Origin of the sequence: Zunongwangia profunda SM-A87 (assembly GCF_000023465.1) — a bacterium.
Lineage (GTDB): Bacteria > Bacteroidota > Bacteroidia > Flavobacteriales > Flavobacteriaceae > Zunongwangia > Zunongwangia profunda.
The window spans coordinates 1,665,561-1,689,157 of sequence record NC_014041.1 but is presented as its reverse complement, the minus strand read 5'-3'; the positions used below and the strand labels follow the sequence as shown (position 1 = coordinate 1,689,157).

Annotated in this window: 19 protein-coding genes; 5 read left to right on the top strand and 14 right to left on the bottom strand. The window is 36.4% G+C overall.

Annotation, left to right across the window (positions count from 1 at the left end; genetic code table 11):
* Positions 1-14: 14 nt before the first annotated feature.
* The 6 genes from ZPR_RS07440 to ZPR_RS07415 form a co-directional block, all read right to left on the bottom strand.
* The gene (locus ZPR_RS07440; protein WP_013071046.1) at positions 15-470 is read right to left on the bottom strand and encodes a hypothetical protein; all 456 of its coding nucleotides are present in this window, start codon (positions 468-470) and stop codon (positions 15-17) included.
* Positions 471-522: 52 nt separating this feature from the next.
* On the bottom strand, positions 523-1,332 hold the full coding sequence (locus ZPR_RS07435) for a helix-turn-helix domain-containing protein (RefSeq protein WP_148211680.1): 810 nt from the start codon (positions 1,330-1,332) through the stop codon (positions 523-525).
* Positions 1,333-1,462: 130 nt separating this feature from the next.
* Entirely contained in the window at positions 1,463-1,924 is a 462-nt protein-coding gene (locus ZPR_RS07430; RefSeq protein WP_041578767.1) for a MarR family winged helix-turn-helix transcriptional regulator, read from the bottom strand.
* 1 nt (position 1,925) lies between these two features.
* Positions 1,926-2,354 (bottom strand): EVE domain-containing protein, encoded by a 429-nt coding sequence (locus tag ZPR_RS07425; RefSeq protein WP_013071043.1) that lies wholly within the window; start codon positions 2,352-2,354, stop codon positions 1,926-1,928.
* Positions 2,351-2,710 (bottom strand): VOC family protein, encoded by a 360-nt coding sequence (locus ZPR_RS07420; RefSeq protein WP_041578766.1) that lies wholly within the window; start codon positions 2,708-2,710, stop codon positions 2,351-2,353. Before ZPR_RS07420 ends, ZPR_RS07425 begins: the two co-directional genes overlap by 4 nt.
* 369 nt (positions 2,711-3,079) lie before the next feature.
* Positions 3,080-5,158, bottom strand: a complete 2,079-nt coding sequence (locus ZPR_RS07415) for a hypothetical protein (protein ID WP_013071041.1) — start codon at positions 5,156-5,158, stop codon at positions 3,080-3,082.
* Positions 5,159-5,542: 384 nt separating this feature from the next.
* On the opposite strand from ZPR_RS07415, the gene ZPR_RS07410 reads away from it, so the two are divergent.
* From ZPR_RS07410 to ZPR_RS07390, 5 genes are all read left to right on the top strand, one after another.
* Complete coding sequence (locus ZPR_RS07410) at positions 5,543-6,445, top strand: NAD(P)H-binding protein (protein ID WP_013071040.1); 903 nt, start codon at positions 5,543-5,545, stop codon at positions 6,443-6,445.
* 12 nt (positions 6,446-6,457) lie between these two features.
* A complete protein-coding gene (locus ZPR_RS07405) occupies positions 6,458-7,195 on the top strand; it encodes an SDR family oxidoreductase (protein ID WP_013071039.1) in 738 nt (245 codons plus the stop codon).
* A 31-nt stretch (positions 7,196-7,226) separates the two neighbouring features.
* Positions 7,227-8,138 carry a helix-turn-helix domain-containing protein gene (locus ZPR_RS07400; protein WP_013071038.1) on the top strand — a complete coding sequence of 304 codons (912 nt, stop codon included), beginning with the start codon at positions 7,227-7,229 and terminating at the stop codon, positions 8,136-8,138.
* Between the two features lie 353 nt (positions 8,139-8,491).
* The gene (locus tag ZPR_RS07395; RefSeq protein WP_013071037.1) at positions 8,492-8,740 is read left to right on the top strand and encodes a hypothetical protein; all 249 of its coding nucleotides are present in this window, start codon (positions 8,492-8,494) and stop codon (positions 8,738-8,740) included.
* Positions 8,741-9,091: 351 nt separating this feature from the next.
* Positions 9,092-9,688 (top strand): hypothetical protein, encoded by a 597-nt coding sequence (locus ZPR_RS07390; RefSeq protein WP_148211679.1) that lies wholly within the window; start codon positions 9,092-9,094, stop codon positions 9,686-9,688.
* Between the two features lie 266 nt (positions 9,689-9,954).
* Here ZPR_RS07390 and ZPR_RS07385 read toward each other — a convergent pair whose 3' ends face one another.
* The 8 genes from ZPR_RS07385 to ZPR_RS07350 form a co-directional block, all read right to left on the bottom strand.
* Positions 9,955-11,109, bottom strand: coding sequence for a DUF4998 domain-containing protein (locus ZPR_RS07385; RefSeq protein ID WP_013071035.1), 1,155 nt, complete (start codon positions 11,107-11,109; stop codon positions 9,955-9,957).
* 26 nt (positions 11,110-11,135) lie between these two features.
* The gene (locus ZPR_RS07380) at positions 11,136-12,305 is read right to left on the bottom strand and encodes a DUF5000 domain-containing lipoprotein (protein WP_041579781.1); all 1,170 of its coding nucleotides are present in this window, start codon (positions 12,303-12,305) and stop codon (positions 11,136-11,138) included.
* Positions 12,306-12,330: 25 nt separating this feature from the next.
* A complete protein-coding gene (locus ZPR_RS07375) occupies positions 12,331-14,259 on the bottom strand; it encodes a RagB/SusD family nutrient uptake outer membrane protein (RefSeq protein WP_013071033.1) in 1,929 nt (642 codons plus the stop codon).
* 13 nt (positions 14,260-14,272) lie between these two features.
* Positions 14,273-17,482 (bottom strand): SusC/RagA family TonB-linked outer membrane protein, encoded by a 3,210-nt coding sequence (locus tag ZPR_RS07370; protein WP_049771433.1) that lies wholly within the window; start codon positions 17,480-17,482, stop codon positions 14,273-14,275.
* Positions 17,483-18,309: 827 nt separating this feature from the next.
* The gene (locus ZPR_RS07365) at positions 18,310-19,719 is read right to left on the bottom strand and encodes a purine-cytosine permease family protein (RefSeq protein WP_013071031.1); all 1,410 of its coding nucleotides are present in this window, start codon (positions 19,717-19,719) and stop codon (positions 18,310-18,312) included.
* Positions 19,720-19,721: 2 nt separating this feature from the next.
* On the bottom strand, positions 19,722-20,873 hold the full coding sequence (locus ZPR_RS07360; RefSeq protein WP_013071030.1) for an alpha-hydroxy acid oxidase: 1,152 nt from the start codon (positions 20,871-20,873) through the stop codon (positions 19,722-19,724).
* A 5-nt stretch (positions 20,874-20,878) separates the two neighbouring features.
* Positions 20,879-22,252: an FGGY-family carbohydrate kinase gene (locus tag ZPR_RS07355; RefSeq protein WP_013071029.1), complete on the bottom strand. Its 1,374-nt coding sequence runs from the start codon at positions 22,250-22,252 to the stop codon at positions 20,879-20,881.
* Between the two features lie 18 nt (positions 22,253-22,270).
* Positions 22,271-23,551 carry a sugar isomerase gene (locus ZPR_RS07350; RefSeq protein WP_013071028.1) on the bottom strand — a complete coding sequence of 427 codons (1,281 nt, stop codon included), beginning with the start codon at positions 23,549-23,551 and terminating at the stop codon, positions 22,271-22,273.
* Between the last annotated feature and the right edge of the window lie 46 nt (positions 23,552-23,597).

Below are 23,597 nucleotides of genomic sequence, written 5' to 3'. Positions count from 1 at the left end.
AAATAATTACTATTTTAGGAAGTATTTCTTTGTATGCTACCCGAAAGCTTCATACCGGCTTTTATATTTAATCCTAGCAAGGTCAGATTAATAGCTCCAAAAAGTATTTCGATGATTTGTACGCACAAAAATGTACCGTCGATGTTATTATTAATGGCTCTAAAATATAGGTAAACTGCTAATGAAATGAGTATAATTCCGTTAAAGGTAACAAATTTCATTCGTTTCAATTTTGTTGTAATAATTGGACTTTTTGACTTTCCAGCAAGTTTTTTGCCTGTTATTGCCAACATTGACATTGCGAATACTAGAACAGGTAAACAATACAATATTCCTTTTTTTACGTGCTTGATAAATTCTTCATTTCCCACAATTTCGGCAATAATAGAAAAGCTGAAAAAACAATCAATGGTTAATACGGCAATGGAAGTGGCGATGATATGAGCTGTTAGAATAGTTTTGCGTTTCATTGTCTTAGTTGTATTAAAGTTTATGAAGACAAAGCTCGCTTAATCAAAAAGCCTAAAATTGTAAGAATCGGAAATTGGGCAAGTTTTCTTTAATTGCTCTTGGATGAGTTCCGGTGATGTTCTTAACCGTATTGCTAAAATGTGCCTGGTCAGCAAAGTTTTGTGAATAGGAAACCGAAGTCAGCGAGTTGGACGAATGTTTCATCTGATAGATGGACTGCCTTAGCTTCAGCAACATCATGTATTCTTTAGGGGAACATCCCACAGATTTATAAAAATGGTTTCTTAAAGTTCTAGTTGAGGTACCTGTATTTTCAGATAATTTCGAAATAGAAATATTTCCTTCCTCTTCTTCTATCAAATCAAGTGCTTTAATAACAATACTCAAATCCTTTGTTAATATTGAGCTTAAAAAAATATGTTCTATCACTGCAAACATTTCTTTCGGGTTAGAACAGCGATCAATTTTTTTCTTAAATCGCTCTGCTTCCTTTTTAAATAAATCTTCTGTTTTTATGATCCAGGGCTTCTTGGAAATATCATCATTTGTTAGCAGTCCCAATCCATAGGGTTTTAGGTGTGCCCCGATAATTTTCACTTTATCGGTAAGTGGTTTTACTGAAATTTGGTTAGTGGAAATTCTTGAAATAATCATTTCAGCACTATAATTTTCGTTAAGGGAATGATTGGTGACCAAAAACGGATGTTCAAAAAAATATCCAAACGTAATTCTAGGAAAAGGGAAGACAAACTCTTCATTAAATTTGAGTTTGTCGACAGGAATTTCAATAAAAAAATAATAATCAACCCATTGTTGAAGGCCATCATTAAACGGCTTTTGTATTATAAAATCATTCTCCAATTTTTTTGAATTTTTATATGCGAACAATTGGTGGTAGCCTAAATGCTAGCCTTTTAACCCCGAATGTTCTGGGACACAGTATCCATAATAAGGCAAATGCATCAACCCCTATTTTTAGTGACACTTATTTTTATTCATCTTTATTTTGCGCAATCAAATTCACCATATTCTTATTGAATTTGGGCAAATTAGTACTCAAAACAGAAAAGAATGCCGTGTCTGCATTTTCTACTGCGGTCAATGCTATTTGTAGCACTTTTGCACCATCAGTCGTTAATTTAATTACTTTGGCTCTGGTGTCGGTAGGATGCTCTTGTCTACTAATAAATTTCTTTTTTTCCAACGTTCTCAAAACTTTGGACACCATCATTCTATCCGTATTACTTTGGTTGGCAATCTCAACTTGTGTGACAACATTATTCTTTTTGGAAAGCCAACCCAATGCAGCTAACAACACAAACTGTGTTTGTGTTAAGTTTAAAGGGTCCAAAACCTTTTTTAGCTTACGTTGCCATAACATAGTTACTTGACCAAGCAAATAACCTGGACTATCATTTGGACTTTTAAACTGAAAATCAATTTCTTTAGACATCTTATTGAAGCATTTGAGATGAGATTAAATCAAAATCGTGTTTATTGATTTCAAGCATTCCAAAACGGAACGGATATCCCCATCTCTTTTTGTTTTGGATAAATTGTAAATCGTCAATTAAGGGAAGGATAGAAGTGTCTTTACATTGCAAAAATTCAATGTTTCTTCTGGAAGGACAAAAATCCTCCGAAACTTGCTGTTGATATATTTCATCATCTGAGACTTTTCCCAATGCTGTAAATTCCTGGCATTTTTCGGGCTTACCAAAAGTTTGTTTACTTGAGTAATAAATTACAAGATCTCCTTTTTTCATTCTTTTTAATGGCGTAACTTTTCCGTGACAAGCCTGTGCTATTCCTTGTCCAACTCCATTTTCAACGTGGTCTTTTGAAGCTACGATTATCCAATATTGAACTCCCCTTTCCTTCATTTTGGATCTAAAAAAGTAAGTTTATAACCATCAAGATCTTTTACGTGAAAAGCTCTGCCAAATGGAGTTTCAAATATTGGATCCACAGTAGTTATTCCATTGGCAATGAATTTCTCATTCAGTTCGTCCAAATTTTCCGATACAGCAAACCAAAGTGACACACCAACTCCCAATTCTTTGTCTTCAATCGGTTCCAGCGGTGTGCGAATGGCGAAACTTGCTTCTCCTTGATTGTATTTAAAAACAAAAGCTTGCGGATTTGAATTGTCGATTTCAAATCCTAATTTTTCTGTATAAAAGTCTTTTGAAGCTTCCAAATTTTTCACTTGCAAGGATGCGAAAGTTAATTGTCTCATTTTATATTCAGTCTTATTGTTGCTGCAAATATAATATATATGACAACAAAAAAAATAAAATAATCTTAGATTTATTATATTTTGTTGTCTAGATCATAATTAAATATTTTGAGGCAGTGTATTTTATACTATTACAGACTCGTAATAGTAGTATTGGTCAAGGTGCTATAAGTAAGCTAATTATAATGAGCTACAAATGAAAAAACACAGTCACTTCATCTAGAAACATATTTTTTATTGCATGTATCTTGAGTAATTCTATTCTATAGGCTTTGTTTTTAGCCTCAAGAAAATTTTAATGACTAAATAATATTCAGTCATATCTTTATGTTTAATTGTTTTTGAATACTAATCGCTATGCAAAGATTTTTAAATTTTCACATTTACTTTCTCTCCCGCTTTTATCTGCTTATTAATTAGTTCAGCTCCATTTAAATAAATTTTAGTTTCAATCATATCGTCTATTAATTGCAGGTGAATAGAGATCGCTTTATCACCTATATATAGATTTTTAAGATTGATTTTGGACATTTCATTAGAAAGTTGTGGTGCAATACTAAAAGAATTGAACTCAGTTTGCTCAAATGACAACATTCCTTCGATAATTAGCCTGCAATATAAAGCGCTTTCTGCTGAAAGATGCTTCATATTATTTTCAGGAAATGCTTCAATCGGATAGGGTACGTGCTCGCCCAATAATCTTTTCCCTGAATAATCTATTAATTTGTTAAGAGACTTTTCAAAGAAACCAGCTTTAAAGGTTCCCCTTAAGGCATATAAGGTTCCTCTATCCCAAAAAATATTCGGCTCTGTGGATGCGGGATTTAGTTCTACTAAAACTCCGTTTGATGTCCAAAGTTTTTCGAGAAGTGCATTGGCAGTTGCTTCCGCTCTTTTATCTATCCCCATTACCAGTGGTAAGCAAATCCAATGTCTAAGATGTGTATTTCCTTTAAAATAACGATAGGTATTTAGTCCTGCTATGTTATAACCAAAATACTTTTCTATAACATTGGCCATTTCAATACTACGTTTTAGATATTGTTTAGATAACTTATGCAGGCCAAGTTCTTTTGCAAGGTAAGATGCATTAATTAGTCCTCCATAGTATAAAGAATTAGTAGAAAGGTTTGCTTCGCCAGTAGATATTCTTCCTTCCATCTCGTCTGTGTCTGACAAAACAACACCTTCTTCATTCCTGTGATTATTGCAGTAGTTTAGACTCCACTCAATCAACGGCCATATTTTTTTTGCAAAATTTTTATCGGTATTTCGTAATAAGAATTGAGATGCACCATAGGCGATCATAGCAGCATCTCCCCTATCTTTACCGCAGGAGGGGAGCTCACCATCAATTTCAAATGAGTAGCATATTGGAGAGGAGTCTTGGGGAATATTTTTTAAAAACATGAGATAGGTATTTTTTGCCGCTTCAATACCCGTATCATATCCTAAAAAGGGAAAGAAAGGGCCACTGTACTCTGCCTGGTCATTTGCCCAGATACCAATGTAATAGTTTCCTCCTCCCGGAGAATGCACTAAGCCCATTTCTGATTCAAAAATACTTTCAGAAGCTCGTATTTTCGAAAAATAAAAAAGCTGATCTATGACCGGATTGGAGGTTTCTAAAACAAGATTTTCTTTAATCTTGTCAAGAAAATTATTTCTTTCCGCTTCAATTTCTTTGTAGTTAAATCCATTTACCGGTTCATCATCTATAGCGGCAGAAAAATAAAGCGTAAAATTATAGGCAGACTGGGGAAGGAGGCTAATTTCTTTTTCAGAATCGCTATATACATGACTTGTATAAATTCCCTTATATCCCCTCAATTGATGAAGAGTATCTGTTTTGTCGATTTTTAATTCTTTTTCTTGATCACTATTATTTATTAACTCCCAGTTTTCAACAAATACTCTTTGATTCATAGAGGGAAATAAAGTTCTTTTAAGAATAATTCCCTGAACTGGAGCATGATAAAAAGTAATTTTACCATCAATTTTCACCGAATCAATTTTTTTAAATACCACATTAGTACCATCCATGCTGATTGTGGGCTCAATTTCCTGGGCATAAGTTTGCTTATGATACGCCCGGTATTTCTTCCAATCCTCTTCAAAAGTCCTTAATTGAGGGTATATTATCTCACGCTTTATACTAAGTTCCTTATCTTTATTAACATCGTAATAAATTATTGCGGATACTTTTTTTCCAGACATTTCAATATTATCTCCATGCGGGTATGAATCAGTTTTATGTACATTCCAAACAATGCTTTTTGAAGAAGAAATATCCCAGTATTGATCAAATTTCAGATCTTGACCTAATAGAAAAAAAGAGTTTAAAAGTAGTAGTATTAATAAACTAATTTTCATTTTCATAATTGCTAAGCAGTATTTAGATTCAGATTTTTCAGAAATGTTTTTAGTGAAATAAAAACTTGATTTCATAAAAATAGGCTTTTATAATTGATCAGTGTCTTTTTTAATAATGCTATTATTGTTGACTACCAAGCTAAAGACCTGAAAAAGGCCTTATGGATAGTTGTTTCCATTGTACGAGGTTTTGTGTTTTTTACCGGTACGACCTAACAAAAAACCGATATTGAGTAAACCGGAGTGCGGAACAGGTTTTTAAAGGAACACAACAACGGGGTTTAGAAATACATATGCTCATCGATAATGCAGGGATTGGTTAAGATGGTATTTAATGTACGTAACTAGAAGGTGGTTTTTTCACTCATTCTCATTTTGACTACACAAATCCTCAATTAGCACACATTCAGAAAAAGCAGCCAGACGATCTTTGTATTTCAAAATTTTACAAAGAGAACTATGAAAATTGTGTTGACAGGATCATTGGGTTGTATTGGAAAACCCCTAACACAAAATTTAGTAAACAACGGTCATTCGGTAATCGTTATTAGCAGTAAACCAGAAAGACAAGAAGAAATTGAAATGCTTGGCGCAAAAGCAGCAATCGGCAGTATGCAGGATGTAGATTTTTTGATTAACACATTCAAAGGTGCCGATGCTGTTTACCTGATGATAGCCTGGGATGCTATCGGTAATATCTTCGACAAAAAAATAAATTTCCCTACTGAATTTATCAATATTGCAGAAAAGTACAAACAATCAGTGAAACAATCAGGCGTGAAAAAAGTAGTGCTTTTAAGCAGTATCGGGACACATACCAACCAAGGTATTGGTAGTCTTTCTATCTATAAAGGCATGGAGGATACGATGAATCAACTGCCTGCTGATGTATCCATCAAATTTATGCGCCCTGTTGCCTTTTATCCTAACCTTTTCAGATTTATGCAAAGTATAAGGACCGAGGAAGCTATTATACAAAGCTATGGAGGCAACACTAAAGAGCCCTGGGTATCCCCCTTAGATATATCCAATGTGATTGTCGAAGAACTGGATAAACCTTTTGAGGGCAAAAGCTTTCGCTACATAGCCAGTGATGAAATTTCACCCAGTGAGGTGGCTACAATTTTAGGAGAAGCCATTGGAAACCGGAAGTTGAAATGGCAGACAGTTTCTGCGGAACAATTACTGAATGGCATGCAGGTGTCTGGGATGAATGAGTGGGTCGCTAAAGGTTTTATCGAAATGCAAGCCGCACAGGGAACTGGCATTTTATACGAAGATTTTTATAAAAACAAACCAGAATTAGGCAAGGTAAAAATGACAGAATTTGCCAAAGAATTCGCATCAGTTTATAACCAATAAAATTTAGAAACTATGAAGAAAGTATTAATTACCGGAGCCAATAAAAGTATTGGCTTTGAGACAGCTCGACAATTATTGCAACAAGGATATTATGTGTATTTAGGTAGTCGTAGCATCGAAAGAGGAAATCTTGCCGTACAAAAACTAAAAGACGAAGGGCTAATCAATGTAGAGCTTATTCAATTAGATGTAAACAACTCTGCTTCGGTAGATACAGCAAGAATTGAACTGGGTAAAAAGACAGATGTATTAGATATACTTATCAATAATGCTGGAATTAACGGCGGTATGCCTCAGAATGCATTAAATGCAACTATAGAGCAGCTGCAAAATGTATTGAATACCAATTTATATGGAGTAGTACGGGTTACCCAGGCATTTATAGATTTATTGCGTAAATCTGAAAATCCCAGAATTGTAAATGTATCCTCAAGCGGTTGTTCCTTAACTTTGCATAGCGACCCCACCTGGAAATATTACGACCATAAATCTGCAGTGTATGCGCCTTCCAAAGCAGCGATGAATATGTACACCATTGCATTAGCTTATGAATTGAAGAATGATCATTTTAAAGTGAATGCCGTTTGTCCGGGCTTTGTAGCAACCGATTTTAATGGGCACCGTGGCACCGGAACGGCTCAGGAAGCAGGAACTCGTATTGTAAAATATGCCACCATTGACGATGATGGGCCTACAGGAAAATTCTTTAGCGAGGAATACAATCCAGAAACAGGCGAATGTCCCTGGTAAAATGCAACTAAATGTTTTGTAAATTTATAATATGAAAAAAGAAGAAGAAAAATTTCAAATATTCCAATCTTTATCGGACTTGCACCGGGTGCTTGGCTTACCAAAGCCATTTCACCCGATGATAAGTTTTACAGACATTAAGAACATCAAAATCTTACCGGAAGAATTTGGTAATGCTTATATTCTTAACTTCTACAAAATTTCATATAAATCAGATCTTTGCAGACAGGCTAAATACGGACAGCATTATTATGATTTTGGAGAAGGTGGATTGGTATACACCGCGCCTAATCAAGTTTTTGAATTGAATCACCAACCTAGTACAGGTTATTTATTGCTAATTCACCCCGATTTTTTGTTAGGCTATTCATTGGCTAAAAAGATAAAACAGTTTGGATTTTTTGGATATGCGGCCAATGAGGCATTGCATATTTCAGAGAAGGAAAAGGAAACTATATTTTCAATTTTTAAAATCATCGACGAAGAATTACAAAGTAGAATTGATGATTTTAGCCAGGATGTTATCATATCTCAATTAGAATTATTATTAAATTATAGCAACCGCTTTTATAAGCGACAATTCATTACACGTAAAGCTATAAATAACGACTTGTTACAAAACTTGGAAGAAATTGTGGACGATTATTTTAACAACGAAAAATCATTAAATCAAGGAATTCCTACCGTACACTTTCTTGCCGAACAACTCAATATTTCACCAAGTTATTTAAGCGATCTTTTACGTTCTTTAATTGGGCATAGTGCAAAACAATATATCCACAGTAAACTGATTGAAAAAGCAAAGGAAAAATTATCGACTACAAACTTAACCGTAAGCGAAATTTCTTATGAATTAGGATTTGAACATTCACAATCATTTAGTAAGCTTTTCAAGAAAAAAACGAACCGTTCACCATTGGAATTTAGACAGTCTTTTAACTAAATCGACAACAGTAAACAAAAATACTTCAGCTAATTCAGCTAATAATGAAGCGTCTGTATAAGTGGTAAAGCAAACATGAAGCCCTGTTAACGACCCTAATATTTTATTAAAACTGATCTATTTAAATATTAAATTTGCTGGGATAAGCTCAGCTCTTTGTGGAAAACGTCATTCAATTGCCAACTTTTATGGGTAAACCAATCCATAAAAAAGAACTGAAATTTATAGATATATAGCTACAAATCCTTTTTAAAAAATTAAAAATCAGTTAGATTAGTACTGTGACTAAAATGGATATCATACAATTTATTGTTTTATAGCTACATAAGCATAAATACCTCAAAAATGAAAATATGAAGAAAATCTATCTCACTTTTATTTTAGTAACATTTTTAATATATGAAGGCTACAGTCAAGAGTATGTTGACTCAGAAACAAAAAGAACCGTAATTAATAATGGAATCGGTCTTGGAAGTGTAATTGCCGGAGTCACATCCTGGGAAAGAAATAAATCCGTATTACTTGCTACCATTCATGGTTTTTTTAGTTGGTTTTATGTCATATATTTTGTGCTAACCCGAAAAAAAGAAGAAAGAAAATAATTTAAACTTTCCTATTTTCAGGAGGAGCCTACATCCGCCAGCTTACGACAACCGCAACTACTCCCCCATATATGAGAAAACTGTTCACTATAATATTTAGTTTGACCATCAGCCTTTGTTTTTCACAAACAAAACAACAACTGATTGATTCAATTATTAACGTAAACAGAGTGGAATCTAACTGTATTGGAAATGCTTGTATGCCAAGTTCCCAATACAAAAGGTTTCAAAAACTAAAGAAAAAAATATCCTACAAAGAACTAATCGAATTATCAAAACACGAAAATTCCACAATTAGGACTTACGCTTCGATTGAGCTCATTCAGTCTAACAAAAGGAAACGTTCCTGAGTTGCTATTAACTGAACTAAGGAAAAATGAAATGGTTGAGACCTTCGATGGTTGTATAATCGATGTTGAACCAATTTCCTCAATCATTTATCACGAATATTGGAATAAAATCAGAATAGAAGCGTCTCGAATAAAAGGTAATAATTACGAGCAAGGTTTAGCAATACAAAAGGCACTTGCTACCGACCTGACAATCAAAAAATTGGACAGTATACTAATCTATTCAGAAAAAGAGGTTTATTGGTTACTTTATAAAAGAACCTTCGAAAATAGAAAACATACAGATGGTTATTTATCTCGTATCAAGGAATTGGCTTTTAGTAATAATAATGCTTATGCATTTGATTATTTAAAAAAATATTACTCATCTGAATACTCGGAAGAATTAGAAAATTATTTAAAAAATGACTTTCCGAAGGCTAAATTTCAAACGGAAAATGAAATTTTCTATTTACACTCATTTATAGAAACTTTATTGGAAATTAAAAACGAGGAATTTAAAAAAATTGCTATACATAAATTAAGAAGTGAGTATGTTTGGAAAAGCCGAAAAGGTTGGTTTTATACGACTTTAAAAAAACATGGAATTGAACTCTGAAAATATTATCGGCAGTCGAGTGGGTGCCTCTGTCATCAAATAACGGAGTGCACCCCTGCCCGCGGTAGGCAGACCTCAAACCACCTTAGTATTTGGTTTTGCTCAGGACAAACCTAGTGGAGCTCGTACCTACCTGCAACAGGAAGGTACGGCGGTTCATCATTCATTTTCAATCGCTCTTTCTAACAATTGGAACTATTCTATACTTTAAGCTATAAGCTAAAGGTTTTCCAGAGAATCGATGGCCCGTCCTTGGAAAAACCCTATTATTTATACAACTTTATAGCTCCCAAAACAAAATTATCTTCCGGACCTTCAATAGCCGTAAACCTTACATATCTTACAGGTTCCGAAAGTGAAATATGATAACTTTGTGGGTCATTTGTAAACCTATTAAAATCGAATACTCCTGCATCTACCCATACATCATTATCTGTACTTACCTCAAAGGTAAATTTATCTGTTGCCCTATCATCTCCACCACCATCAAAAGTAGACCTTAAAACTTCCAAAGTAGAAAAATCAACCAGCCCCCCTAAATCTATAATAACCCAATGCGGATAACTGGAACCTCCTGCCAAAGAATGCCATCTGGTATTCTGATTTCCATCAATAACATTTTGTACTGAGTTTTCATTTCCCCCATGCTGAGATGAAAAATCAACAATAGTCCATTCGTCATAGTCCAAGAGTATTTTATTTGTGTTTACTAAAACATTTTCAGTATAAAAAAGATCTATTGCTGTTGAATCAGGTTTAAATACCGTATTATACTCAAGTTCAGAATCATAATTTTCTAATATCGTTCTAAATTCAGTACTGGAAACTGAATCTGTAATACGTTCGCCAAATTTATTTTTATATGTTACAGAACTGTAAAGAAGGTCTTCATTTAAAGGTTCTGCCCAATTAATCACAATCTCATTATTTTTATTAGCTTTCATACCACTTATCGTTCGATTAGAAATCGTATTGCTATAGTTACTACCATACACATTTCCTTCTGCTTCATAAGGGAGGGATTTATTGCCAAAACCATCAGTAGTTACTATGTTAAAAACATACTGTTGTTCATCCAGCCCATCAATTATTTTACTAAATACCCCCTGCTGGAAATCGATATCAACATCAACAGAATCTCCCCCGTTATTCCAAAAGATACGGGCCACTTCAATATCTTCAGAAGATAAATAAAGGTTCAGTTCAATTCGTTCATTCCCAGAACCAAAGGTGATCGTATCTACTTTCTCTGCATAAATATATTCTCCCTCATCTAAATAAGGCTGGTGCAAATCATTCATCTCAGAACAGCCTTGTAATCCTAAAACAATGAAAAATAAGCAGAAAGAAAAATAGTTAGAAAATCGGGAACCAGATCCTAAACTATTAGCTTTACAAGCCCTGAAATTTTTATTAAACATAACTTTCATATTTTGTTGTGTTAATTCTATTGTCTATTATCACCAAAAACATCGATTTCCATGATTTGAAAGTTATCTCCTCCAGCCCAGGTTTCTGTAACTAAAAATCGTATATATCGAACTTTCGGGTTTGAAGGATCAAAAGAAAAATTTTCTCCATTTATGGCTACTGCTCGATCCTCATCACTTACTTCTCCAAATGGTAAACCTGATGGCTTAATCGATTCAAATTCCGCAAGTTTGGTCCAACTATCCCAGGAACCACTTAGATCCAGATTTTCGGAACCCCAGACTTCAAACTTTTTGAGATTACCTTCAGCGAATATATAATTCGCCCTTTGATATAATTTCATTCTACTTAATTTCCCTAACACTCCTAAATCTATTGTTAAAGACTGAGGCCATATTCCCTGACCTCCTACTGAAGAATATCCATTAGGACTGGGGGTACCATTCCATATATTACTAGCTACCCAATCTCCATGATGCGGCCCATCTCCAGGCAGATTAACAAAAGAAAATTTATTCTTTTCAAATTCTGTATCAAAAAGAGGAACTATGGTATGTTTTGCTATTTCAGAACGATTTTCCCAACGGTCCTGAACAAATACTTCAATATTCTTTGGAAGTGTATCTAACTCATAGATCGCAAAAACTCCTTCCTTAGAACTGGTGTAATACGTATCTAAAGGAACATATTCATCAAGAAGCGAATCTTTTTGCTGTACAACGATTGACACTTCAGCTCTACCTGGATTTTCCCATTTAAATTTTATTCCTCCAAAATCTTCCTCTACATTAAGAGATGATGCAATAGTTTTTACAGCAGGCTCTAAGGGAACAACGCTAATTTTTACTGGCTCTGAACTATTTCTACTTCTATCTACAGCTACTAATTCTATATCCTGACTAGAAATACTGCCAAACCCTTCAACTTCAATAGAATCAGCATATTTTGAAGCTTTTGCCTCAGAAACCACTCCTTCTTTTCTCGAGTAAACAGCTTTCACGTATAATAGATCCTCATCTTTAGGAGGTGTAAATTTTATAACTGCCCCTCCAGGAGTACTATATGATTCAATATTTGTCACTTCTCCGGGTGGCACAGAATCTAAAGGTTGTTGTCCTATAGGCTCTTCTTCACAAGAAACTAGAATAAGCCCGAAAATCAATATTTGTATTAATCGTTTCTTCATCACATTCATTTTTTATAAGTTATTATTACCAACCATAATTTTGAATTAAATTAGGATTTACTGCTAAATTGGATTCCTTGATGGGCCAGAAGTAATCTTTAATAGTAAATGAAACCGGAATTTGAGGTAATAGCGTTATTTTATAGAATTCTTCAGGAGTTTGTCCCTGCACGTTCCAGCCTTTGGGTTGATTATTCATGACTCCTATTTCTTTCCAACGCCTGATATCCCAAAATCGTTTTCCTTCAAAAGCAAGCTCTATAGCGCGTTCTTGATGGATAATGGCTCTTAAACCTTCTTTGGTGTTAGGTTTATTAGGGTTTATTGAATAATTAGACCAAGATTCTTTAACCCCTGTCAATCCTGCCCTGCTCCTCACAAGGTCTATATAATGGTAGACTTCATCACTGGGGCCACTGGTTTCGTTTAGTGTCTCAGCATACAACAAATAAAGATCTGCTAATCGTAAAATTGGAAAAGGGAAATATTCGGTTGAAATCGAGGTTGAAGTTTGCGCATTTTTAAAACTATGAAGCTTTTTTACAGAATAACCAGAAATTGAATAGCCACTTCCTCCCTGAAATCCGGATACCCCACCTTTTAAAAAATCTGCGTATTTAACATTTCTTTGCGAGTCATTAAACTGGTAATATCCACTTCCGTAGTAAATTCCTTTATCAAAGCCAATGCTAGCGTAGAATCTGGGCTCACGATTAAAATGAAGGTTCACGGTATATTTTCCTTCCTCAATACGTTTCCCTTCATCTTCTTGAGCAGGTTCTGCTCGTACTTTATACCTATCCTGGTACCAGGATTCACTTCTCCACATGATATCTTCGTCTATAGGCACCCCATTATCTGAATAGTATTTTTCTACAAATTGTAATGTAGGCGCGTATTCAGTCATCGCATTATTTACGTTCTCCATTCTGATAATTCTTGCCGTAGTAGATCGAGCTAAAAAATTGTTATTATATCTAGTATTACCCCAAATCAACTCCTGATTCCAGCGGTGTGTGATAGCTTGTCTATAAGTGGTTTGCAATTTAAATACCGGATCTGCATCCAGTACTAAAGGATCTACGAGATCATAGAGCGATTTGCCCTGGGCATGGCATTCATCTATAGCTTCCTTACATGCCTCTGCAGCCAAAAGCCATTTACTTTCGTCATATTGTTGAGGAAACAATTGAACACCTTTATTATCGACCATACTCGCATAAGCTGTATTACCATTAAACAAAGGACTGGCAGCAAATGTCAAAACTTTTGCTTTTACACCCAAAGCAATAAGTTTATCTATTCTTCCGGCTTCTGTCCCTTCTATAACCTCTACAGCGTTAGGTAAGTATTCTATAGACTCTGTAAGGAGTGCTACAATATATGCAAACACCTCATCTACAGGCTCACGATAAATTTGAACTTCTTGGGGCTTTGAGTAAATAGGTAGATTCTCATCTACTATAGGTATTGGCCCATAACATTTTAAAAGATAGAAATGATAGTAGGCTTTTAAAAATTTAACCTCTCCAATCCATCTTTTCTTTTCTGTTTCAGTTAAATCAGGAACTAAGTCGATATTTTCTAAAAATATATTGCATTCTCTGATGCCTCTCCAGGCTGATTCTGAACCATTTTCTCCATCCCAAGTGTTTAAGATGGGGCTGGTGAGAGACTGAAATCCCCTGGCAATAAGTGTGTTTTGCCATACTTGCCCAGCCCCGTTGATGCCATACCTTTTGAAAGTTTCATCAGATGCCATAGCCGGATCTAAATCAACCGATCCAATTTCAGGGCGATAGCTATAACAACTGAACAAGTATTTTTCAGCTTCATTTCTACTCCTAAAGGCATACTCTATGGTCGCAACATTATCTGGAACAACATCCAGGTAATCGCTACAAGAAGCTAAACTTATAGTTATAACCGCTAATATTAATTTAATTTTCTTCATACTAAATAATTTTTTAAAAAGAGACTTGTGCACCTACTGAAATAACCCTTTGTATAGGATAGGCTAATCCGTTACCTCCCATTTCTGGATCCCATAATTTGAACTTACTGAAAGTGGCCAGATTATTTCCTATAGCATACACACGACACTTTGTTAATCCTGTCTTTGAAATTAGATCCCGTGATAAGGAATAACCAATCTCTATTGTTTTTAAGCGCATAAATGAAGCGTCTCTTAAAAACCAGTTTGAGGGTTGTAAATTATTCTCTACATAGGTTTCTGATAGTCTTGGCCACAGGGCATACACATCTCTGTTATCTTCAGACCAGTGACTATCTGCATAAACTTGAAGCAACGCATTTTGTTGATCTATAAATGGTGAGGTTGCGCGGGCATCAATAAATAGTGAAGTTCTGCCTATTCCTTGAAAGAAGCTGGAAAGATCAAAGTTTTTCCATCCTCCCGAAAAACCAAAACCGTACACAATTTCCGGACTATGTGGATAGCCCATCGGAACCATATCCAATTCTGTAATTCGGCCATCTTTATTGATATCTTTATATTTAATATCTCCGGCCATATAGTTACCAAATTGAACTGGAGAATTGCGAACCTCTTCTTCATCTACAAATAAACGTTCTGCAACATACCCGTAATTGGATGCCAGGGAGTTCCCTATCCGTGATTTCCATGGTGAATCTGGGTAATCTGGTTCTTCATACACTTCAAACTTACTGGTCGCATAGGTAAAGTTACCCATAGCGGTAATCCATAAATCTTTATTGAAGGAATGATTATAGTTAAAAGAAACTTCAAAACCTTTACTGGAAGCCTCCCCTACGTTTGATCGCACTGGAGCCTGTAATCCCATCGTAGAAGGGATTGCAGCCCTATCCATAAGGATGTTTGAACGATATTCTGAGAAAAAATCTGCTATGATATCCAGCTCTTTCCACAAACCGATATCTAAACCAAAGTTATACTTTTCTGAAGTTTCCCAAGTTATATTTCTGTTAGGATAGCGTGAAATAGATACTCCTGGTCTGTAATAATCATTTCCATATGTTCCAAAACCAGAACCGTTCCCATCATCATTTAAGTTAACATTAGACAAATAAAAGAATCGATCTGCTTCATTTCCGATTGCGTCATTACCTACAAAACCATAAGTAAACCGTAGTTTAAGATTATTGATTTGATCTTTTAGTTTTTCGTTCCAAAACTTTTCATTTGATATAAGCCACGCACCACCAATAGAAGGAAAGAAACCGAAACGTTCTTCTTTTGAGAAGCGCTCAGATCCATTATAACCAAAATTGAATTCTAGAAAATACCTTGAATTATAGGAGTAAGTTGCACGACCTGCCAAGTTTAGATTTCTATATGGTAAAGATCTTTGTAGGTCCCCGGCGTTTGCCTGTATTCGTTCTCTCATGGTTCCTACCAGCAACCCACTAAAAGCGTGCTTATCATTAAACTTTTTATTCCAGTTAATAGCACCTTCAAGATAGGTGGTTGAGTTTATATTCTTGGCTCCTTCGTCATATCCAAGATATTCTGTCCCGCTATCTTCATTAATAACATCCAGGGTATATAGATCCTCCTTTCTATCATACGTACCTACCTTATAGTAAAATGGATTATAGAATCTGCTTATATCATAATATGAATAACGGTTTGTATTAAACCTACCTCTTACAGAGAGCCCTTCCAGCAAAAAACCAAGGTCCTGATTTAATTCAAACTGTGCGGAAATTTGTGAGGTCATCGATTCTCTATATCCTTTTGTCATATCGGCATAGGGGTTCAAAAAATCCCCCTCACCTGCATTTCCAAAAAGTATATGCTGTGTTTTTTGATTTGCCAAATCAGGCTCAAAAGTTGCCGGGAAGAGTACCGGATTTGTTCTCATCACTTTTCTAAATAATTCCGAACCTCCGTCAATGGGTCCAGAGTAATCATCAAATGCCCCACTTAACCTTACCACCGCCTCTGTCGTTGGGGTAATATTTATGGTAATGTTTGATCTCAACATATAACGGTCAAGCCTAATATTGTTATTAAAGTTATTTCTACCATCAACTTTTAATATGCCATTGTCTCTTGAATAACTTCCTGCTATATAATACTGGGCTACCTCTCCACCTCCGCTCACATTCATATTTACTTGTTTGTTATTTGCAGCATCTTTAAATAACATACCATACCAATCATTTGCCGGATAAACATAGGGGTTAACGCCCGCGATTGTATTATCAATCTTTTGCTGTGAATATGGAGTAACGCCTAAGGGGTCTCTGGTGCGTACGGCCTCATTGTGTAATCTCATATAGGTAATAGGATCTGCCAGCTTTACCATTTCTGTAGGACTGGAATTCACCTGTTCAAACCTAATGTTAATTTTTGCTTTACCTATTTTCCCTTCTTTTGTGGTAATAAGAATGATACCGTTAGCTCCTCTGGAACCATAAAGTGCAGTTGCGGTCGCATCCTTTAATATCGAAAAGCTTGCAATATCGTCTGGATGCAATCGAGAAAGTTCCTGGGTCGTAACTTCGTTATTATCAATTAGTATAAGCGGATCTCTTTTGTAACCAAAAGTAGTGATCCCACGTATATAAAATTCTGAGGTATTCTGACCTGGCTCCCCAGATCTTTGGTAGGATACCATACCCGGGACCCGCCCTGCAAAAGAATTCGTGAAATTACTAGAGGGTATTTTAAGATCTTCGGGTTTGATAGTAGTTATAGCCCCTATAACATCTTCCTGTTTCTGTTTGGCAAAGGCAACAATAGTAACATCATCGAGTGCATTCATGTTAGCCTCCATATGAATTTCTAAGTTTTTTTGATCAGAATATTCAATAATTGTTGTCTTTAAACCCACATAAGAGATTTGTAACTTATCCCCTGGTTTTAATTTAATTTTGAATTGACCATCAAAATCTGTAATTACCCCTCCTTTAGAGCCTACAATAACAACTGAGGCACCGGGGAGCGGTGTCCCTAATTCATCATATACAACTCCACTAACTTCGGTTTCCTGTGTAGGATAAAATGACGCTAATCCCTCAGCGTTCTTATAATAAATACTTTCTAATTTTGCTTCATATGCATAACTTTTAATACATGATAAAAAAATTGCGGTCAATAAAAATCTCAAGCAACCGGTATGTAAATGAAATAAACGAATCCTGTAAGCTGATGTAATTTTAAGTCTCATAAAGTTGTATTTAATAACCCTTAAGTTGTGTCTTCCAGGGATAAGTCAATAGAAAAGTTTTTGAACTAGTCTGTAGAAGTGCTACCATATTTTTTTGATGTTTTAAAGATTAAGGCCCCTAACTAAAAAGAGGCTGTTTTTATAAAAATTATTTAATGCTAACAAATAAAACGTTTTAGTAATCGAAGGAAGAACTCCCCTCATTTAAACTAAACCTCCAATAAAATGTTAATGAAAACAAAAAATAAAAAGTGAAAAAATCCACCTAAAACGTTTTCTTTCTTAAAATTATGTTACAATAATATAATCCTAATCTTGATTATCCATCCTGCACTATCCTGCTAATATTCACTGAAATACGAAAATTTATACATACATACTGTAATGCGGCTTTAAATGCCTAATAGTTCCGTTTAAGCAAACTGTTTAATTTAACGCCTTGAAATACCTAAAAACATTTTTTTGACCTTGCCCTTCCAACCTAGATTATTAAAAAACTAAAGAATTTCAGACAAATAAATTTTTAGCTTTAAATAGATTATTTGTTTAAGAAACGATCAAAATACACCCCCAGTAAGATGGTGTTTATTATCAAACAACTTTTTCAGTGTCCTATATTTAAGTACAATTAGTGCTTCTCTGTTAGTTGTTCTCTGTGGACGATATAAAGTAATAGCCTAATATTAAGAAGGATGACAACAATAGTTTTAGACGGCAAAGCACCTTGTAGAACATATACCCTAATAAGTATATAGCAATTAAAGAAAATAGCCAGGATTCGCTATTTAGTACCAGTACTTAATCATTTAATGAGTTACATCTTTAGACTATTTTTTTTGATAAAACCTGCTAAAAACAAGGTAAAGTGCTCCACAACTGATCCATGCCGGTAAAGTAAGGAAGGAAAGGAACACGTCAAACCGAATGGAAATAAAATAAAAAATCCCAAAGCTTAATGCCCAGGCGCCAAACACCGCCCAGTTGAATTTGATTCCGGTTTTTTCAGCATAAAACGACTGAATTCCGACTTTCTTCCCAAAGAAGTATTCAAATACGATTATGGCTCCTATGGGTGCTAAAATAAAGCCATAGAGGGCTACAAATCCTAAAAGTTTCATGGCAAATGCAGGGAACAAACCGGCAATGGTTGCTACCGTTCCTGCAATAATCGTTACCCAGAAGGTAGACAGTTTGGGGATGATAGCCTGAAAAGCAAGACCTGCCCGGTAAATTGTGGGGTTTGCGGTGGTCCAGCCCGCCAGGATCACCGCGATAATACCAAAAACACCAATAGCATTATAGGCCAAAGGCCCCGGAGCTACCGAAGGTGCTTCACCTCCCGCAAGCATTGCCTGCGCTTCAGGAGATTTGAGATAAACGGCGTAGAGTAAAGCAGCGGCAATCCAAGCCACATAGTGACCAATGTATATTCCTCCGGCAGTCGTCCATCCTGAGCTTGCTTTTTTCGCAAAGCGAAAAACCGACAAATCAGACATCCCAATGTGCATTGCAGCGTTCGCAAACCAGGACCATAGTACTATGTGCCAAAACGTATATTTAATTTGCCCGGGAAAGGGCTCACTGCCTGCTCCCCAGATGTTCCAAAAATCAGAAAAGCTGTTTACATCCAGTTGAATGAGTGCTACCACACCGCAGAGAATAAATGCAAGTACGATAATGGGAGACATCCAGTTCGCTGCTTTAGCAACTGTACTGTAGCCTTTGGCAGCGATAATTGAAATCACAGCGCCTATGGAAATGACAATGATAATCCAGGTTAAACTGTTTGGTGTCGTATCGGTCAGTTTGGGCATTTCCATATCAAACGGAATTCCCACAGCAGTTGCCGATACGGTAATCATCGCACCTGCGAGAAAGCAAAAAAGTACTCCGTTTGCCAAATTATAAGCGGTTACCAGACGTGTGCCGCAGATTTTTTCAAGATGAAAATATAAAGTGTATCGAAACTTAGTACCTATTTCAGCAGTAAGAAAACGCCAACTCAGTACCGCCATTAAATTGCCTATAAGTAAACCTATAATAAGATCAAAAGCACTCACACCTGTTGTTAGAAACAAAGGGCCAATTACAAACTCGGTCCCTGCAGCGTGCTCCCCGGCATACATTCCTAAAAATGCCTTCCAGCTTTTTAATCTGGATTGAGGCACCGCCTGGCGTTCAAATTCACCGCCTGCGATTTCAGCTATCGTTTCCTCTTCCTGGTTATATTGTGACATAATTAGGAGGTTATTAAATGTTTGGGTAAATCTTCCACACGCTCACACACCAGCTGATCCATCACTTGTTTGAATTGGGTTTTCAGCATCCCAATGGTATGATCACCACCTTTATTTCCCAAAGCACCACAGCCGTACATAAACGATCGCCCCATAAAGGTGAATTTGGCTCCACAAGCCATTGCGCGCGCAATGTCTGGACCCGAGCGTAAGCCGCTATCCATCATCACTTCAATCTCATCGCCGTAGGTCGCAGCAATTTCCTTAAGGCTGTTGATGGTTGATTGTGCTGCATCAAGTTGGCGCCCACCGTGGTTAGAAACGATAATACCGTCAAAACCCATTTTAATGGCATCTTTTGTATCCTGTAAGGATTGAACACCTTTTAAAACGAGTTTTCCCTTCCAGCGATCGCGGATGGGTTTTATTTTTTCTTCGTTGAGTTTTCCGGAAAAGGTGCGATCCATAAAAGCCCCCAATTGTTTCAGGTTTAAACCTTCAGGCGTGTAGGGTTTTAAGTTTTCAAAAGTAGGCTGCCCATATTTAAGCGTATTGAACGCCCATAAAGGCTTGCCCAAAATCTGCATAATATTCTTTGCAGACATTTTAGGAGGAAGTGCCAAACCATTTCGGAAATCACGCGGTCTATATCCAAAAGTAGGCACATCACAAAGCAGTACCAGAACCGGGCAACCGGCAGCTTCCGCCCGGTTTATAATATCATTGCGCACTGCATCTTCTACGGGATTATAGAGCTGAAACCACGCATTTCCCTCAGTAAGTTCGCTCGCTTTTTCTATATCCATAGTGGTTACTGTACTCAGTATAAAAGGCACATTATGCTTATAGGCTGCCTTGGCTAAAATAGATGGAGAATTAGGCCACATTAAGCCTTGCAGTCCCACGGGAGCAATACCAAATGGTGCATCAAACTCTATCCCCAATACGTTAGTTTTGGTCGAACTTTGACCATAATTATTGAGGTAACGCGGCTGTAACTGAACATCACGTATCTCAGAAGTGTTGCGCTTGATGCTCACATCTTCATTACACCCACCATCTAAATATTCAAAAGCAAAAGCAGGAACCCTGCCCTTTGCTTTGCTGCGAAGATCGTCGACAGACGGGTATGCGGTATCAAAAGAGTTGGCCATATCATTTATTTAGCGATGAACGGAATATGTTTTTTCATCGAGTAATTTTTCTTTAAAAACTTTGAGTTCAGTTGGGTGTCTGATATGCAAATCGCTGCGCCTAATGCTGATCCCAAAGAGGAATCTGTGGTGCGCAATTCCATATTTCTAAAATGGTGAGAAAGCAAATGAATGTAAATATCGTTATCGCTAAAGCCGCCGTCAACAAACAACTTTTCAATCGTCATTTTACCTTTAGCGCTCTTAATACTTGCTACTTGTAAAAGCACCAGTTCCATCATCAATTGATGATAAGCCTGATCAAAAGAAAGATAAGGTAAATGCGTTTTTGCCGGCATATCAGGATCGTGTATGGATTCCCAGTGAAACATCTTTTGAAACCCGTTTACAAGTTTGTAATGAGTTTCCGGATCAAACCTAACAGACTTATGATAGTCTTTATCAACACCGTAATGCTCAGTAAGTTTTTTGACTTGTATGCTGTATTCATTTCCTAAAAAGAGACGAGCAGATTTTACCGGTTTCCCATTGATACGCATATAATTGATGCAATCATCAGCCACATCTTTCCTGCTCAACGTACGCTTCACAAATGGGTTGAGAGCAATACTCCAAGTCCCGGTAGAAATCAAGATAAATTGTTTTCTAAGACTGCGCACATAGGGAAGCAAGGCAGCAGAACTGTCATGAATTCCCACACCAATCTTGATGCGTTTGCCGTTATAATTCATATTGATACTCGTTTCTGTCGAAACGATAGGCGGGAGAATTTGATCTAGATTTTCGGCATACACCCAGTCGTGATAGTCTTTTTTTTCAAAATCCCACAGGGAGGTATGACAGCCAATGCTGGTGTATTCGCTAAGCGGAATTCCGGTAAACACAAAACTTAGATATTGCGGAAGGTGCAGTGAATATCTTATTTTTTTGAAGATCTTTGGTTTTGTGCTTTTTAACCAATACAATTGCATCCCCGAATTGAGCATCCCCGAACTTGATGAACCTGTTTTTTGATGAAAATCTTCTTCAGGGCCGTATCTCTCGTAAAAGCGATCAATAATATCCTGTGGAATCGATTTTGTATAATTATACATTGGGAAAATCACGTCTCGATTTTCGTCAAGATGCACAAGGCTCGCTCCATATGAAGAGAAATTGATGGCTTTTATATTATATTTTTCAGTTTTTAAAATACGATCAAATACAATTTTTAACCAGTTACGTAAAGCCGAAAGATCTTCGGTAGGATGCCCGTCTTCGTCTGTGATTTCCTCAAACTGAACGTATTCTCTGTAAACCTCCTGAAATTCAGAATCAAAAAGAAAGAACTTCTTGTTAGTTTTACCGATATCAAATACTGCCGTTACTGTTTGCTTCATTAAATGCTTCTTTCGGGATTAAAGTCCTGTTGCGATGGTATTCTTACCACGCTCATTGATAAGTTGCCCGCGTACTTCAAGTTTTCGGTAGACTTCAATAGGATTGATCGCCCCGCCGATTTTTAAACGGGCTTCCCGTATAAGCGGTCTTACATCTGTACGATAAGCGTCCTGTAAAATTTCTTGACAAAGGCTTACGTCATTTGCTTCCTGCGCAGCTTTTAAGGCGTCCTGATCGATCAATAAGGCCTTAGCATAGGCTTCTTGGATCGCTTCTAAGGACTGAATTAAATCTTCTAACGGGTCTTTAAGGTTATGACTTGCATCGATCATCCAACCCAATTCGGGGTTTTGTGGATTGTTTTGCATCCCATACACAAGTTCATTAAAAATCAAAAACAATGTATACGGCTTGATACTGCCTACCGTGATATCATCATCTCCATATTTGCTGTCGTTAAAGTGGAAACCTCCCAGTTTACCTTTCAGCATTAAAATAGAAACAATCTGTTCAATATTGGTATTGGGTAAGTGGTGCCCTAAATCAACCAAGGTATATGCGCGCTCACCGCAACCATTTGCTAACATCAATGAAGTACCCCAATCCTGAATAACCGTACTGTAGAAATAGGGTTCGTAAGGTTTGTACTCAATAAACATTTTCCAGTCTGCAGGCATATCTTCATATATTGAGATCAGACTGTTTTGCGTATGGGTTAAAGCTGTTTGAAAATTGTTTTGTCCCGGAAAAGAAGCCCCGTCTGCTAACCAAACGGTAAGACTTTTAGAGCCCAGTTTTTCCCCGATTTCAATTACTTCTTTATTGTGTGCGATCGCTTGCTCGCGTACCTCAGCACTCGTACTGCTGAGTGAGCCATATTTATAAGTTTCTTTTTGATTTTTCTGATCCTGAAAGGTATTGCTATTCACCGCATCAAATTTGATCTTGTTAAGTGCAGCGAGCTCTTTAATAGCAAGGTAGTCATTGGGTACATCCCACGGAATGTGAAGTGAAACAGCTCCTGCTGTTTGCGTAAGCCTGTGAATAAGGCCAATATCTTCAATTTTTTGCTCTAAAGAAGCGGGCTCCCCTCCGTAAGAAAACCTTCCAAAACGGGTTCCTCCCGCACCTAAAGCCCAGCTGGGAATCGCCACTTGAAAATCGGCTAGTTTTTGAATAACTTGATTTACATCGATGTTTGATTTCGACAACGTTTGAGTGAGGAAATCAAATTGGCTTTTATGGGTAGAAAGTTTTTCTGAATTAAGATCTTGTAGTTGTTGTGTTTCAATATTCATTAGAAAGCAATTTTGGAGGATATTAAATTAACAGAAACTCCCTAGA

Bases quoted from the DNA above. Each gene is read 5' to 3' on its own strand.
- ZPR_RS07415 (WP_013071041.1), bottom strand. From the start codon at position 5,158: ATGAAATCAAGTTTTTATTTCACTAAAAACATTTCTGAAAAATCTGAA.
- ZPR_RS07375 (WP_013071033.1), bottom strand. From the start codon at position 14,259: ATGAAGAAAATTAAATTAATATTAGCGGTTATAACTATAAGTTTAGCT.
- ZPR_RS07385 (WP_013071035.1), bottom strand. From the start codon at position 11,109: ATGTTTAATAAAAATTTCAGGGCTTGTAAAGCTAATAGTTTAGGATCT.
- ZPR_RS07440 (WP_013071046.1), bottom strand. From the start codon at position 470: ATGAAACGCAAAACTATTCTAACAGCTCATATCATCGCCACTTCCATT.
- ZPR_RS07355 (WP_013071029.1), bottom strand. From the start codon at position 22,252: ATGAAGCAAACAGTAACGGCAGTATTTGATATCGGTAAAACTAACAAG.
- ZPR_RS07395 (WP_013071037.1), top strand. From the start codon at position 8,492: ATGAAGAAAATCTATCTCACTTTTATTTTAGTAACATTTTTAATATAT.
- ZPR_RS07350 (WP_013071028.1), bottom strand. From the start codon at position 23,551: ATGAATATTGAAACACAACAACTACAAGATCTTAATTCAGAAAAACTT.
- ZPR_RS07420 (WP_041578766.1), bottom strand. From the start codon at position 2,710: ATGAGACAATTAACTTTCGCATCCTTGCAAGTGAAAAATTTGGAAGCT.
- ZPR_RS07380 (WP_041579781.1), bottom strand. From the start codon at position 12,305: ATGAAGAAACGATTAATACAAATATTGATTTTCGGGCTTATTCTAGTT.
- ZPR_RS07410 (WP_013071040.1), top strand. From the start codon at position 5,543: ATGAAAATTGTGTTGACAGGATCATTGGGTTGTATTGGAAAACCCCTA.
- ZPR_RS07430 (WP_041578767.1), bottom strand. From the start codon at position 1,924: ATGTCTAAAGAAATTGATTTTCAGTTTAAAAGTCCAAATGATAGTCCA.
- ZPR_RS07365 (WP_013071031.1), bottom strand. From the start codon at position 19,719: ATGTCACAATATAACCAGGAAGAGGAAACGATAGCTGAAATCGCAGGC.
- ZPR_RS07405 (WP_013071039.1), top strand. From the start codon at position 6,458: ATGAAGAAAGTATTAATTACCGGAGCCAATAAAAGTATTGGCTTTGAG.
- ZPR_RS07370 (WP_049771433.1), bottom strand. From the start codon at position 17,482: ATGAGACTTAAAATTACATCAGCTTACAGGATTCGTTTATTTCATTTA.
- ZPR_RS07425 (WP_013071043.1), bottom strand. From the start codon at position 2,354: ATGAAGGAAAGGGGAGTTCAATATTGGATAATCGTAGCTTCAAAAGAC.
- ZPR_RS07400 (WP_013071038.1), top strand. From the start codon at position 7,227: ATGAAAAAAGAAGAAGAAAAATTTCAAATATTCCAATCTTTATCGGAC.
- ZPR_RS07360 (WP_013071030.1), bottom strand. From the start codon at position 20,873: ATGGCCAACTCTTTTGATACCGCATACCCGTCTGTCGACGATCTTCGC.